The sequence below is a fragment of the Synechococcus sp. CC9605 genome, from assembly GCF_000012625.1.
Taxonomy (GTDB): Bacteria; Cyanobacteriota; Cyanobacteriia; order PCC-6307; family Cyanobiaceae; genus Parasynechococcus.
In genome coordinates, this window is the sequence record NC_007516.1 from 1,059,963 (window position 1) to 1,073,206 (window position 13,244).

Sequence of the window (13,244 nt, forward strand, 5' to 3'; positions counted from 1 at the left end):
AAGGCTAGATCAGACCTTTCGTTCAGCCCAACCTTCTTTGGTCATCTGGCGGGCGCGTCCAATCGCCAGGGCGCCGTCCGCCACATCCTTGGTGATCGTTGACCCGGCACCGATGGTGGCGCGCTCACCGACGTTGATGGGAGCCACCAGCACGGAATTGGCACCGGTTTTGCTGTTGCTGCCAATCATGGTGCGGTGCTTGTTCACGCCGTCGTAGTTGGCGGTGATCGTTCCGGCTCCCACGTTGACCTTCTCCCCGAGTTGGGCGTCGCCGATGTAGCTGAGGTGGTTCACCTTGGTGCCAGCCCCCAGCTGGCTTTTTTTCACCTCCACAAAGTTGCCGATGCGGCAACCATCGCCGACATCGGCGGCCGGCCGCAGGTGAGCAAAGGGACCGATGGCAACGTCGTTGCCGATGCTGGCCTCTCGCACCACAGAGTGCACCACACTCACGTTGGTTCCAACCGATGCGTCCTCGATCAGACTGCCGGGGCCGATCCGGGAGTTGTCGCCGATCACGCAGCGGCCGCGGAAGTGGGTTTGCGGATCGATCACCACATCGCGGCCGAAGCTGCAGCCTTCACTGAGGGTGCAGCTTTCGGGATCAATGAAGGTGACCCCTTCATCCATCCAGTGGTGGCGCAGCCGTTGTTGCAGCAGGGCTTCGCACTGGGCCAGTTGCCGCCGGTTGTTGATGCCGTTCACCTCATCGGCATCGGCCACCTCCAGGTGCATGGCCTTCGGCAGCATCGCCACCGTGTCGGTGAGATAGAGCTCCCCCTGATCGTTGTCGGTGCTGAGCTTCGGCAGAACGTTGGCCAGGGCTGTCCAGTTGAAGCAGTAGATCCCGGCGTTGGTGAGGTTGTTGCTGCGTTGCTCGTCCGTACAATCGCGATGCTCAATGATGCTGCTCACCTGGCCGTCGGCATCGGCGAACACACGCCCGTAACCGGTGGGATCTTCGAGCCGTGCCGTGAGCAGGGTGACATCTGCACCGCTGGCCCGGTGCTGTTCCACCAATGCTTCGACCGTTTCACTTCGTAGCAGCGGCACATCGCCGTTGAGCACGAGCAGTTCGCCTTCAAAGCCCTGCAGCGACGGAATCAGCTGTTGCACCGCATGGCCCGTGCCGTTCTGGGGCTGCTGCAGAACAAATTCCAGGCCGCCGAGCGGAGCCAGCTGCTGCTCAACCCGCTCGGCTTGATGCCCCACGATCAGTAGCCGCCGTTCCGGTTGCAGATTCCCGGCACTGGCGAGCACCCGTTCCACCAGGGTGGCTCCCGCTAGCGGTTGGAGCACTTTCGGGAGTGCGCTCTTCATGCGGGTGCCTTTTCCAGCGGCCAGAACGGCTACGGCGAGCATGCGGAGCAAGGGGAAGACGGGCGGAATCTACTGGGCTCAGGACGGACTGTCCCTGCGCCAGCGCCTCTGCCAGGCATTGGTGGGTTCGTAACCGCAATGCTCCTGTTCAAGGCGGCGGCGCTCAAGGATGCCCTCAGCCGTGGCATTGCTCTGGGGATCGCGAAACGGCACGGCCGCTCGCGTCTGCAGGTGTTCCCACTCCATCGCCGAGAGGGGGCGCCAACCGGGGCCGTTTGGAGGACAACCAGAGTCTGCGGGGGTGGCCAACGTGCCGCTGCTCCACCACACCCGTTCGCCCGGGGCCGGCAGCAGTGAAAACAAGCTCAAGCCCGCTCGCTTCAGGCTGGCCCTCACTGCGGCCGAACGGCTGTAGGTGAGCAACCGTCCCTGTGGCGCCAAGCGATGGGCCAGGGCTCCCAGGAATTCCTCGCTCCACAGTTCCGGGCAGCGCTGAGGGGAAAAGGCGTCCAACAGCACCAGATCAAAGTGAACGGACTGAGGTATCTGTTTGAGCATCGATCGGGCATCGCCCCAGAGCTGGATCCCTTGGCTGTTGTTCTCCTGCCAGCCGTCGTGGTCGCGGATGGCAACAAGCTTCGTCAGCACAGGGGCTGACCAGAGGGATTGGAAGCTCGCCTGCTCCAAAGCTTGTTCCAGGGGGCGGCGGTCCAGCTCAAGCCCCCACCAATGCAGCTTCGGCCCAGCGGTCGGCAAAGCTTCCAGCACAGCGGCCGTGTTGTAGCCGAGCCCCAGGCACACATCCAGGATCCTTAGCTCAGAGCCGCTGCTGAAGCGCTGCAGCTCCGCGGGTTGAACGAACTTGGCCCGGGCTTCATTCAGGGCCCCAGCAGAGTTGTGAAAGGCCTCTCTGAAGTGATCGCTGAGCAGGCTGAAGCTTCCATCCGCCGTCGGATAGACGCGGAGCGCACCGAGCTCAGCAGCGGAGCCGTTCAAGTTCGTCCCAGAACGAGGGATACGACACGGCTGCGGCTTCGCTTCTCGCCAGGCTGGAGTTGCCGTCGGCGAGCATGGCTGCTACGCCAAGGCTCATCGCCACCCGGTGATCGGTTTCGCTGTCCAGCGCGGCTCCCTTGAGCGGTCGACCGCCGCGGATGGTCATGCCATCTTCATGTTCGTCAATGTCGGCCCCCATGGCCTTGAGCTGACGTGCCATCACCGCCAGCCGATCGGTTTCCTTCACCCGAAGTTCAGACGCTCCACTGATCCGGCTTTCGCCCTCGCAGAAACAGGCGGCGACGCTGAGGATCGGCACCTCATCCACAAGGCTGGGCATGATCTCCTCTCCAAAGTTGAACGGTTTCAACGGACCGTGGGTCACCCGCAGATCGCCCACCGGTTCGCCCGCCACATCGCGGGGGTTGAGCACCTCGATTAGGGCACCCATCTGCTCCAACACCTCCAGGATCCCGGTGCGGGTCGGGTTCAGCCCCACGTTTTCAATGGTGAGATCGGCGCCTGGGATCAGGGCTCCAGCCACAAGCCAGAAGGCTGCCGAGCTGATGTCGCCGGGGACCACCACGTTCTTACCCTGCAGTGTCGCGCCGGGACGCACGCTGATGTGCCGCCCAATTTCGCCGCCAACGGTGAGATCGGCGCCAAAGGCCTTCAGCATCCGCTCGCTGTGATCCCGGGACTGGGCCGGTTCGATCACCGTGGTCGGGCTCTCGGCCGTGAGCGCAGCCAGAAGCAGCGCTGATTTCACCTGAGCACTGGCCACGGGCGTGCCGATCACGGTTCCTTTCAGCTGGCGCCCCTGCACCGCCAGCGGCGCCAGGTTGCCCCCATCACGGCCACGCACTTCCGCACCCATCGAGGCCAACGGTTGGCCCACCCGACGCATCGGGCGGCGGCGCAGGGAGGCATCGCCATCCAGCACGAAGTGGCGACCGTCGCGGCCCGCCAGCAGGCCCAGCATCAATCGCATCGTGGTGCCGGAGTTGCCGCAGTCGAGCACTTCTGCTGGCTCCTGCAATCCATCGACGCCAACCCCTTCAACGGTGACGATGCCGCCATCGGTGATCGGGCTGATGCTGACACCCATGGCCCGCAGGCAGGCGGCGGTGCTCAGGGGGTCTTCGGCCGGGAGCAGACCATCAATGGTTGTGGTTCCTTCTGCGATGGCGCCGAACAGAAGCGATCGGTGCGAGATCGATTTATCGCCTGGAACCTTCACCCGTCCCTGGAGGCTTCCTCCGGCCTTGAGCTCACGGGGGTCGTCGGATTGGCCTGTGCCGCTCAAGGTTGTTTCGTCGTTGGGCTGATCCTATTGGCTGGTCTTCAGTCCCTGAATCAGGCGATCGAGGGCATAGCCGAACAGGCTGGGGTCGGGGTCGTCGGTGCCGAGGTCCTCCAGACCCAGCTCGGCCCAGCGGTCGCTGACCCGTTGTTCCAGATCCGCAGGACGGCTCAGGGGTTCACCCCATTCGTGATTTTTCTCAGGTCCCACCTTGGTGGTGGCGTCAATGGCCAGTCGTCCCCCAAGGCCCAACTGCTCGCTGGCGAAGTCCAGGGTGTCGAAGGGGGTGTTCTCCAGGGTGAACAGGTCGCGCTGGGGATCCACCTGGGCCGCGATGGCCCAGACCACCTGACGCGGGTCGCGCACGTTGATGTGACTGTCCACCACCACAACGAACTTGGTGTAAGTGAATTGCGGCAGGGCACTCCAGAAGGCCATGGCAGCACGCTTGGCCTGCCCCGGATAGGCCTTGTCGATCGAGATCACCGCCAGCTTGTAGCTGAGGGCTTCCATTGGCAGGAAGAAGTCGGTGATCTCTGGAATCTGCTGCCGCAGGATCGGCGTGTAGATCCGGTTCAGCGCGATGGCCAGCATCGCTTCTTCCTTGGGAGGACGGCCGCTGAAGGTGGTGAGAAACACCGGATCCCGCCGTTGGGTCATGCAGTGGAAGCGCACCAGAGGTGAGTCCTCCACACCGCCGTAGAACCCCATGTGATCTCCGAAGGGGCCATCCGGCAGCACTTCACCAGGGGTGATCGTTCCCTCCAGCACCACTTCGCTGTGGCTGGGCACCTGCAGGTCGATGGTTTTGCAGGGGGCCAGACGAACCCCTTCTCCGGCATAGATGCCTGCGAACAGCCACTCGCTGAGTTGCACCGGGATCGGTGTGGCGGCGGCCATCACCAGCAGCGGGTGCACGCCGATGGCCACCGCCACCTCCAGCTTCTTGCCCATGGCGGCAGCCTTGCGCAGGTGACGGGCACCGCCGCGCACGCTCAACCAGTGCACGGTCATCGTGTTCACCGACTGCTTCTGAAGCCGGTAAACACCCACGTTGGGGACACCGGTTTCGGGGTCTTTGGTGATCACCAGTCCAAGCGTGATCACGCCCCCGGCATCCCCAGGCCAGGGCCGGATCAGGGGGATGTTGTCAAGATCAACCTCCTCGTCACGGAACACCTGCTGACGGCAGGGGGGTGAGAGGTCGCGGTCGGGCTTGGCCTTGACCAGGTCCCAGAAGACCCGGGCGAACTGCTTGGTTTCCTCCAGGCCTTTGGGGGGGCGGGGTTGCTGCAGCAGGGCCAGGCGTGACCCCAGCTCCTCCAGCTGTTCGGCCCGTTCGAGACCCATGCTCCACACCACCCTTTCGACGGTGCCGAGGGTGTTGACAGCCACCGGCATCGACGAGCCGATCACGTTCTCGAACAGCAGGGCGGGCCCTCCTTGGCTCAACACCCGGTCGGCAATGGCTGCCAGCTCAAGGTCGGGGTCCACTGGTGCCGTGATCCGTCGCAGCTGGCCGCGGTCCTCAAGCAACTTGAGGAAGCCCCGCAGATCTCGGGTGGCCGGACCGGATTGGAACAGGGCCATGGGATAACGGTCTTGGCACAAGCGATGTCGGTACTGTGTCGCACGCCGGTGTTCAGCGTGGCCATGCAGATCTCCTACTTCCATGTGCCGGCAGAGATGCCGCAGGACCTTCGCCCCGATGCGGCGGTGGTGATTGACGTGCTGCGGGCTACCACCACCATTGCCAGGGCGCTGCACAACGGCGCTGAGGCGGTGCAGGCCTTCGCCAGCCTCGAGGACCTGCGCGCTGCGGCAGCGGAGTGGCCTGCTGATGCGCGTCTGCTGCTTGGTGAGCGCGGGGGTCAGATGCTCGAAGGGTTTGACCTTGGTAATTCACCCGTTGCTGTGACGCCTGAGCAGGTGGCTGGCAAGCGTCTGTTCATGAGCACCACCAATGGCACCCGCGCTCTCGATCGTGTCCGCGAGGTTCCTCTGCTGCTAACGGCGGCGTTGCCGAACCGCGAGGCCGTGGCCCAGCGCGTGCTGGCCAAGCAACCCAGCCACGTGGCGATTGTCGGCAGCGGTTGGGAGGGGGCCTACTCCCTCGAGGATTCCCTGGCCGCTGGTGCCTTGGGGCATCGCTTGCTGGAGCTGGATCCCACCGGGAGCAGCGCCGCCAATGACGAACTCACCGCGGCCGTCTCACTCTGGCGTCAGTGGCAATCCGATCCTGAGGCCTGTCTGCGCACGGCGACCCACGGTCAGCGCTTGATTCGCCTTGGCGATCACGACGCTGATTTCCGCTGCTGTGCAGGGCTTGATCAGCTGGGTGTCGTTCCGACACAGGTCGAGCCCGGGGTGCTTCGGGCGGCCTGACCCTCATTAAAATCTGCACATCTGATCAGTGCAAGTGAGCGACTTCCTGGCGGCTGCTGTCCAGCTGACGAGCGGTCAGGATCCAGAGCTCAACTTCAATGCGGCTGAAGAGCAGATTGACCTGGCTGCCCGCCGTGGTGCCGAGCTGATCGGCCTGCCGGAGAATTTCGCCTTCATGGGTGAGGACACCCGCCGCTTGGAGTTGGCCCCGACCCTGGCGGAGCAGACCAGTCGCTTTCTGGTGACCATGGCCCGTCGCTATCAGGTGGCGCTGCTCGGCGGGGGCTTTCCCGTGCCGGTGGGTGATGGATCGCGAACTCTGAACCGCGCTGAGCTCGTCGACCGTGACGGCATGCTCCTGGGCTGTTACGACAAAATTCACCTCTTTGATGTCGATTTGCCGGACGGCAACACCTATCGCGAGTCGGCAACTGTGAACCCAGGTAGGGATTTGCCTCCGGTGGTTGAGATTCCCGGTCTCTGCAAGGTGGGACTGTCCATTTGCTACGACGTGCGGTTTCCTGAGCTCTATCGCCATCTCGTCGGTGCCGGCGCAGACCTGCTGATGATCCCTGCGGCATTCACAGCCTTCACCGGAAAAGACCACTGGCAGGTGCTTCTGCAGGCCAGGGCCATTGAGAACACGGCCTATGTGCTGGCTCCGGCCCAGACCGGTGTGCATCACGGTCGTCGGCAAAGCCATGGCCACGCCCTGGTGATTGATCCCTGGGGCACGGTCCTTGCTGATGCAGGTGTGCAGGCTGGAGCTGCCATTGCTCCGGTCAACACGAGTCACCTCGGCCATGTTCGGGGTCAGATGCCGAGCCTTCGGCACCGCCAACCCGCTCTTTTCTGAGCGCCATGGTTCCGGCGTCGTCTCGACGGCTGGCCTGGCTTCTGGCCGCGGCCCTGCAGTGCACTGCCTTCACCCAGGCATTGCCTGCCCGAGCCGCCAGTGCCTTGGCCGCCTGGGCTTTCACCGAGCAGGGGGTCCTCAAGCTGCGCACCAGCCGGAATGCTCGTTTGGAGGCGTTCTTTCAGGCCGCCAGCGATGGCCGCGGCACCAGGGTCTGGATTGATATCCCTGGTGAGCTGAGGTTCCCGCGTCGCCTGGCCGGACGGGGTGCAGTCCGTGAGATCCGGCTGGGCAAACCCCGTGCCGGTGCCACCCGTCTGGTGGTGGAATTCCGCCCTGATGTGGATCTCAACCCCAACGATCTGCGCCTGCGTGGAACCGCTCCGGATCGCTGGGAACTGGTGTTTACCGGCCTGCCCACCCGCGGCTTGGATGATTTCGGTGAAGGCGATCTCACCGGTCGTGCCACGGCCTGGCTCCCACCCGGTGGATTTCGTCCTACCCGTACACCGGTGGATCCTTCCGGATTGCCAACGGTGGCCCGCAATCGCTACCGCATCGTCATCGACCCCGGTCATGGAGGCCCTGATCCTGGGGCTATCGGCATTCGCGGTCTGCGAGAGACCGACGTGGTTCTGGATGTGTCGCTGCAGGTGGCTGATCTGCTTCGGGCCAGGGGCGTGGACGTGCGCTTGACCCGCACGCGGGAGGTGGATGTGGACCTGCCGCCGCGGGTGTCCCTGGCAAATCGCAGCGGGGCCACTGCTTTCGTGAGCATCCATGCCAATGCCCTGAGCATGAACCGTCCGGATGTGAACGGGATCGAGACGTTCTTCTTCTCGGACCCCCGTTCTGGACGCCTGGCGTCCTATCTGCAGCAGCAGATGATGGATGTGTCCCCCGGAACACCGAATCGCGGCGTCAGACGCGGCCGCTTCTTCGTGATCCGGCGCAGCACCATGCCTTCGGCTCTGGTGGAGATGGGATTTGTCACCGGGGCGATTGACGCGCCGCGGCTGGCCAACGCTGACCATCGCCGCCGCCTGGCCTTGGCCCTGGCGGCCGGCATCCTCAACTATCTGAAGCAGGAGGTGCGATGACGCCTCAACTGCTCGGGTTCTTCGACAGCGGCCTGGGCGGATTGACGGTTCTGCGCAGGGTGCTCGAACGCCATGGATCGGTGCCCTGCGTCTACCTCGGTGACACAGCCCGGGTTCCCTATGGCAACCGTCAACCGGATGACATCCGGCGCATCGCCGCTGAAGTGGTGGGTTGGTTGCGCGACCAAAAGGTCTCCACGGTGGTGATGGCCTGCAACACCACCAATGCCCTGGCAAGGGATGTGGCCGATGGGCAGGCCGGGGCCCCGGTGATCGGTCTGATCGGCGCCGCCGCCGCGATGGTGGAAACACGCCGTGTTGGAGTGCTGGCCACACCAGCCACTGTTGCCTCTTCGGCCTACCGAGCCAGTATCGAAGCGCTTCACCCAGGGTCGATGGTGATCGAGCAGGCCTGTCCTGCCTTTGTTCCCCTGATCGAATCCGGGGACATGAACAGCGACGACCTTCGCCGTGCGGCCCAGGCCTATCTCGAACCCTTGCTGGCGGCTTCCGTGGAGTCGATCGTGCTGGGTTGCACCCATTACCCCTTGCTGGTTCCCCTGTTGCGTCAGCTTCTGCCGGAGTCCGTCCAGATCATTGACCCGGCCATTGGGGTGGCCCGTCAACTGGATGCTGTTTTGAGGTCACCGGGGCCGATTTCGGCGGTCCCACGTCCGTTTTCCCTGGAGAGTTGCCGCTTCTGCGTCACCGCTGACCCCGATGGCTTCGCGATGCGTGCCACCCCTTGGCTGGGCCAGCGGCCTGACGTCAGCCTTCAGCTGCTGCCGGACTGAGCGTGGGACCACTAGGATCGCGGCGCCGAGGGGAGTCATGAGCACCGTTACCGAGCTACTCCAACCGGTAGAGACAGATCTTGAAACCCTGCTCGGAGACCTGCGCAGCCTGATTGGCGCTGGTCACCCCATTCTTCAGGCTGCTGCGGAACATCTGTTCAGTGCCGGCGGCAAGCGTTTGCGTCCCGGCATTGTTCTGCTGCTGTCGCGGGCCCTCTCAGAGCAAGGAGAGCTCTCGCCCCGCCATCGCCGCTTGGCCGAGATCACAGAAATGATCCACACTGCCTCGCTCGTTCACGACGATGTGGTGGACGAGGCTTCCACGCGGCGTGGTGTGGACACGGTCCACAGCCGTTTTGACGCTCGCGTTGCCGTTCTCGCCGGTGACTTTCTCTTTGCCCAGGCCAGCTGGCACCTCGCCAACCTCGATGACCTCGACGTGGTAAAGCTGCTCAGCCGCGTGATCATGGATCTGGCGGATGGGGAGGTCAAGCAGGGTCTCTACCGCTTCGACACGGCCCAAACCTTCGAGACTTACCTCGAAAAGAGCTATTGCAAGACGGCATCCCTGATTGCCAACAGCTGCCGTGCTGCAGGTGTGCTCAGCGGTTGCGCGCCGACCCAGCTCGACAGCCTCTACCAATTCGGCCGCCAGCTGGGTCTGGCCTTCCAGGTGGTTGACGACATCCTAGATTTCACCGGAAACGACCAGCAGCTCGGCAAGCCCGCAGCCAGTGATCTCGCCAGCGGCTACCTCACCGCGCCCACCTTCTATGCCCTTAAGGAGCACCCATCGCTGCAGCCGTTGATCGATCGCCAGTTCTCCGAGCCCGGTGATCTGGACAAGGCCCTGGAGATGGTGCGGGCCTCCAAGGCGATTGAACGCACCCGTAAGCTTGCGGAAACCTTTGCTCGCGAATCCCGTGAATCAATCGCCTGGCTGCCGGAATCTGCGGCGCAACGCGCCTTGATGGAACTGCCGAAATTCGTCCTCAGCCGTCTTTACTGAGCCAAAACCTCAAGACAACAGCCTCAACACAACAGCCAGGCTGTTGATGGAACAGGGGTTGGTGTTCAAGTTGGCTTGGTCTGATCCCTTGGGGCTCACCAGCCAGACCTGACAGCCGGCGCCATGGGCTGATTGGCAGCCGGCCTGGGAATCCTCCAGGGCCCAGCAGTGGTTGGGGTGAAGGCCCAAGCGTTGGGCGGCAAGCCGGAAGGGTGCAGGGTCGGGTTTGCCCGCATCAAGGTCGGGATCGTCGCCGTAGACCCGTTCCTGGATCTGCTCAAGCCAGGGATGGGGAGCTGCTTTGAATTCAACCGCGTCGCGGCTGCTGCTGGTGACCAGCGCCATGGGGATGTTCCGGTTGTGGCAATGCGTCACCAGCTCTTGGGCGGCAGGCATCGGGGCAGCATCCGGAAGCAGGGCACGAACGATCGGCTGTTGCACCGCCAACAGGGCATCCGTGCCCACCGGTTCCGCCAGCCATGCATTCACCTGGGCCGCACAGTCGAGTCGGCGACGGCCCTTCAGCTGCATCAACTGAGCCTCACTCAGCTGGGTGCCGAAGTGGGCCGCGGCTTCGCTCCAGCCACGGCCATGCAGCGGCTCGGTGTCGAGCAAGAGTCCATCCAGATCGAACAGGCAAGCGGCAGGTGGCAGTTTCATCCCGGAACGGCGATGCCCAGCTCAATCCTTTCGCATCGACTGCATCATCGTCCGACGGATTGATGAGGGAGCTGGATCAAGCGGGGTCCTGCTCCTTACCCTTCGAGGAGAAGCACTGCGCAGTCTGCTGTGACCGACGCCAACACCACCATCGAAAGCGTGCTGCAGGAGCAGCGGGTGTTCGAGCCGCCAGCAGACACCGCCGCCAAAGCCCGCATCGGCAGCCTCGAGGCTTACAGGGCCATGGCCGATGCCGCCAAAGCCGATCCTGATGCGTTCTGGGGTGAGGCCGCCCGGCGAGAACTGCATTGGTTCGAGCCCTTCCACACCGTGCTGGATTGGTCGAACCCCCCGTTCGCGCGCTGGTTTGAGGGCGGCACCACTAACCTTTCCTACAATTGCCTGGACCGTCATCTCGATGGGCCAACGGCACAGAAAACAGCGTTGATCTGGGAAGGCGAGCCGGGGGATGTGCGCCGGTTCACTTACCAGGAACTGCATGCTGAGGTGTGCAAAGCCGCCAATGGCCTCAAAGCCATGGGCATTGGCAAGGGTCACCTTGTGGCGCTCTACATGCCGATGGTGCCGGAGGCGGCGATCGCCATGCTCGCTTGTGCTCGCATCGGTGCTCCCCATTCAGTGGTGTTCGGTGGCTTTTCCGCAGAAGCACTGAGGGACCGTCTCAACGACGGCGAAGTGAAAGCAGTGATCACCGCTGATGGTGGCTTCCGCAAGGACAAGCCTGTGTCACTCAAGCCCGCGGTGGATGCGGCGCTGGCCAATGGAGCCTGCCCCTCGGTGATGGGCGTGCTTGTGGTGCAGCGCACCAAGCAGGACGTGGAGATGGTTTCTGGTCGCGACCAGTGGTGGCACGACTTGGTGGAGGGTCAGAGTGCCGACTGCCCCGCTGAGCCGATGGCCAGCGAGGACCGCCTGTTCGTGCTTTACACCTCCGGTTCCACCGGCAAGCCCAAGGGCGTGGTGCACACCACTGCCGGCTACAACCTTTGGGCCCACCTCACCTTCCAGTGGATCTTTGATATTCAGTATGAGGATGTCTTCTGGTGTACGGCTGATGTGGGTTGGATCACCGGCCACAGCTATATCGTCTACGGCCCCTTATCGAACGGTGCCACGACCGTGATGTACGAGGGTGCACCGCGCCCGTCCAAGCCCGGTGCCTTCTGGGAATTGATTCAGAAGCACGGGATCACGATCTTCTACACGGCTCCCACCGCCATCCGGGCGTTCATGAAGAGCGGCCGCTCCGTGCCGGATCAGTTCGACATGAGCAGCCTTCGCCTGCTGGGCACCGTTGGCGAACCGATCAATCCGGAGGCCTGGATGTGGTATCGCGACGTGATTGGAGGCAACCGCTGCCCGATCGTCGACACCTGGTGGCAGACCGAAACCGGCGGGGTGATGATCAGCCCCCTGCCGGGAGCAACGCCCACCAAGCCAGGCTCCGCCACCCTGCCCCTGCCCGGCATTCAGGCCGACGTCATCGATGCGGAAGGGAACAGCTGTGGTGCCGATGAAGGCGGGTATCTGGCGGTGCGTGCCCCCTGGCCCGGAATGATGCGCACCGTGCATGGCAACCCTCAACGCTTCCGCGAGAGCTATTGGGAGCACATCCGGCCTGCCGATGGGTCTTACCTCTATTTCGCGGGGGACGGTGCCCGGCGGGATGCCGATGGCTACTTCTGGGTGATGGGCCGTGTCGATGACGTGATCAACGTCTCGGGTCACCGTCTCGGCACGATGGAGATCGAATCAGCCCTCGTCAGCCACCCCGCGGTGGCGGAGGCGGCCGTCGTGGGTCGACCCGACGACCTCAAGGGCGAAGGCATCGTGGCCTTCGTCACTCTGGAGGCCTGCCGCGAGGGCGATGACGCCCTGGTGAAGGAGCTGCGAGCCCACGTGGGAACGGAAATCGGTCCGATCGCCCGGCCGGACGAGATCCGTTGCAGTGATGCTCTGCCCAAAACCCGCAGCGGCAAGATCATGCGCCGGATCCTGCGGGCCCTTGCGGCGGGTCAGGAGGTGAGTGGCGACACCAGCACCCTGGAGGATCGCTCCGTTCTGGACCGCCTCAGGGCCTGATCGCCTCGCCGATGGTTCGGCTCAGCTGACGGATGACCGACACCCGCTTGGGGTCATCCGCCCAGTCCCCGAGGAAGCTGCGCCGCAGCCCGGCACTGGCCGGCGTGAGGTGATCGCCAGGCAGCTCCAGGGTTGAGCTGGCGTCCGAGGGACGTTCTCGCAGGGCCTGGATCAGATCACCGCTTTGATCCAGCTCATCGCGCCCGAAGCGCACCACCAGATTCCGCTCCTGTTGGTAGTGGCGGCTGATCAAGCGAAGCGTTTCAGCTGGACTGGGGCTGAACTCGGTTTCCACCCCGAGCCGTGGTGCCAGTTCACCCAGCAGGGGAATCGAGCGATCGGCGTTGAAGTTGTTGAAGCTCAGGGCCACCAGGGCCCTGCTGCCGCGACCCCCATCGGGGGCCAGCAAGTGAAGCTTGCAACCCAGGCTGTGGCCAAGCCGCAGCGGAGCCGCAAGGGCCCCGCAGCGCTCTTCAAGTTGCCGACGCGCCGAGCGAAAGGCACTCCAGGCATCGCGGGCCTGGCGTTGATGATCGAACCCAGGCACATAGGCCCAGGCATGCACGGCCAAACCATCCGCCTCCAGGTCTTCCAGCAACCTGCGGTAGCTGATCTGGGGGGTGGCCGCCAGATAGCTGCCGCCGATGAATTCGATCAATCCCGTGGGTTCGGCCGGCCGCAGTTGCCAGATCGCACCCAGCTGACGCCAGTTGGCCAT

The 13,244-nt window shown here is 63.9% G+C and carries 12 protein-coding genes; 6 read left to right on the forward strand and 6 right to left on the reverse strand.

The genetic code is table 11. From position 1 onward, the window contains the following. Nucleotides 1-9: 9 nt before the first annotated feature. Genes glmU through SYNCC9605_RS05690 form a run of 4 tightly spaced genes read right to left on the reverse strand, consistent with a single transcriptional unit; the run spans nt 10 to nt 5,209 of the window. Nucleotides 10-1,362, reverse strand: a complete 1,353-nt coding sequence (gene glmU, locus SYNCC9605_RS05675; RefSeq protein ID WP_011364105.1) for a bifunctional UDP-N-acetylglucosamine diphosphorylase/glucosamine-1-phosphate N-acetyltransferase GlmU — start codon at nt 1,360-1,362, stop codon at nt 10-12. 36 nt (nt 1,363-1,398) lie between these two features. After that, the gene (locus SYNCC9605_RS05680) at nt 1,399-2,316 is read right to left on the reverse strand and encodes a tRNA (5-methylaminomethyl-2-thiouridine)(34)-methyltransferase MnmD (protein WP_011364106.1); all 918 of its coding nucleotides are present in this window, start codon (nt 2,314-2,316) and stop codon (nt 1,399-1,401) included. Further along, complete coding sequence (gene aroA, locus SYNCC9605_RS05685) at nt 2,297-3,622, reverse strand: 3-phosphoshikimate 1-carboxyvinyltransferase (protein WP_011364107.1); 1,326 nt, start codon at nt 3,620-3,622, stop codon at nt 2,297-2,299. The genes SYNCC9605_RS05680 and aroA overlap by 20 nt, the downstream gene beginning before the upstream one ends. A gap of 24 nt (nt 3,623-3,646) precedes the next feature. After that, a complete protein-coding gene (locus tag SYNCC9605_RS05690; RefSeq protein ID WP_011364108.1) occupies nt 3,647-5,209 on the reverse strand; it encodes a UbiD family decarboxylase in 1,563 nt (520 codons plus the stop codon). Between the two features lie 63 nt (nt 5,210-5,272). Between SYNCC9605_RS05690 and SYNCC9605_RS05695 the strand changes: the two genes are divergently transcribed. From SYNCC9605_RS05695 to sds, 5 genes are read left to right on the forward strand one after another with little or no spacing between them, the layout of a single operon-like run. Continuing rightward, nucleotides 5,273-6,004: a 2-phosphosulfolactate phosphatase family protein gene (locus SYNCC9605_RS05695; protein WP_011364109.1), complete on the forward strand. Its 732-nt coding sequence runs from the start codon at nt 5,273-5,275 to the stop codon at nt 6,002-6,004. A 34-nt stretch (nt 6,005-6,038) separates the two neighbouring features. Beyond that, nucleotides 6,039-6,860, forward strand: a complete 822-nt coding sequence (locus SYNCC9605_RS05700; RefSeq protein WP_041434655.1) for a carbon-nitrogen hydrolase family protein — start codon at nt 6,039-6,041, stop codon at nt 6,858-6,860. A gap of 5 nt (nt 6,861-6,865) precedes the next feature. Continuing rightward, nucleotides 6,866-7,960, forward strand: a complete 1,095-nt coding sequence (locus SYNCC9605_RS05705; protein ID WP_011364111.1) for an N-acetylmuramoyl-L-alanine amidase — start codon at nt 6,866-6,868, stop codon at nt 7,958-7,960. Further along, on the forward strand, nt 7,957-8,754 hold the full coding sequence (gene murI / locus SYNCC9605_RS05710; RefSeq protein ID WP_011364112.1) for a glutamate racemase: 798 nt from the start codon (nt 7,957-7,959) through the stop codon (nt 8,752-8,754). The genes SYNCC9605_RS05705 and murI overlap by 4 nt, the downstream gene beginning before the upstream one ends. Before the next feature lie 37 nt (nt 8,755-8,791). Continuing rightward, on the forward strand, nt 8,792-9,763 hold the full coding sequence (sds, locus tag SYNCC9605_RS05715; protein ID WP_011364113.1) for a solanesyl diphosphate synthase: 972 nt from the start codon (nt 8,792-8,794) through the stop codon (nt 9,761-9,763). A 9-nt stretch (nt 9,764-9,772) separates the two neighbouring features. On the opposite strand, the gene SYNCC9605_RS05720 is transcribed toward sds, so the two are convergent. Next, nucleotides 9,773-10,423 (reverse strand): HAD family hydrolase, encoded by a 651-nt coding sequence (locus SYNCC9605_RS05720; RefSeq protein ID WP_011364114.1) that lies wholly within the window; start codon nt 10,421-10,423, stop codon nt 9,773-9,775. A 129-nt stretch (nt 10,424-10,552) separates the two neighbouring features. On the opposite strand from SYNCC9605_RS05720, the gene acs reads away from it, so the two are divergent. After that, entirely contained in the window at nt 10,553-12,526 is a 1,974-nt protein-coding gene (gene acs / locus SYNCC9605_RS05725; protein WP_011364115.1) for an acetate--CoA ligase, read from the forward strand. On the opposite strand, the gene SYNCC9605_RS05730 is transcribed toward acs, so the two are convergent. Continuing rightward, nucleotides 12,516-13,244 (reverse strand): DUF1350 family protein, encoded by a 729-nt coding sequence (locus SYNCC9605_RS05730; protein WP_011364116.1) that lies wholly within the window; start codon nt 13,242-13,244, stop codon nt 12,516-12,518. The two genes, acs and SYNCC9605_RS05730, sit on opposite strands and share 11 nt — an antisense overlap.

Bases quoted from the DNA above. Each gene is read 5' to 3' on its own strand.
- SYNCC9605_RS05695 (WP_011364109.1), top strand. From the start codon at position 5,273: ATGCAGATCTCCTACTTCCATGTGCCGGCAGAGATGCCGCAGGACCTT.
- murI (WP_011364112.1), top strand. From the start codon at position 7,957: ATGACGCCTCAACTGCTCGGGTTCTTCGACAGCGGCCTGGGCGGATTG.
- SYNCC9605_RS05690 (WP_011364108.1), bottom strand. From the start codon at position 5,209: ATGGCCCTGTTCCAATCCGGTCCGGCCACCCGAGATCTGCGGGGCTTC.
- SYNCC9605_RS05720 (WP_011364114.1), bottom strand. From the start codon at position 10,423: ATGAAACTGCCACCTGCCGCTTGCCTGTTCGATCTGGATGGACTCTTG.
- sds (WP_011364113.1), top strand. From the start codon at position 8,792: ATGAGCACCGTTACCGAGCTACTCCAACCGGTAGAGACAGATCTTGAA.
- SYNCC9605_RS05705 (WP_011364111.1), top strand. From the start codon at position 6,866: ATGGTTCCGGCGTCGTCTCGACGGCTGGCCTGGCTTCTGGCCGCGGCC.
- SYNCC9605_RS05730 (WP_011364116.1), bottom strand. From the start codon at position 13,244: ATGGCCAACTGGCGTCAGCTGGGTGCGATCTGGCAACTGCGGCCGGCC.
- glmU (WP_011364105.1), bottom strand. From the start codon at position 1,362: ATGCTCGCCGTAGCCGTTCTGGCCGCTGGAAAAGGCACCCGCATGAAG.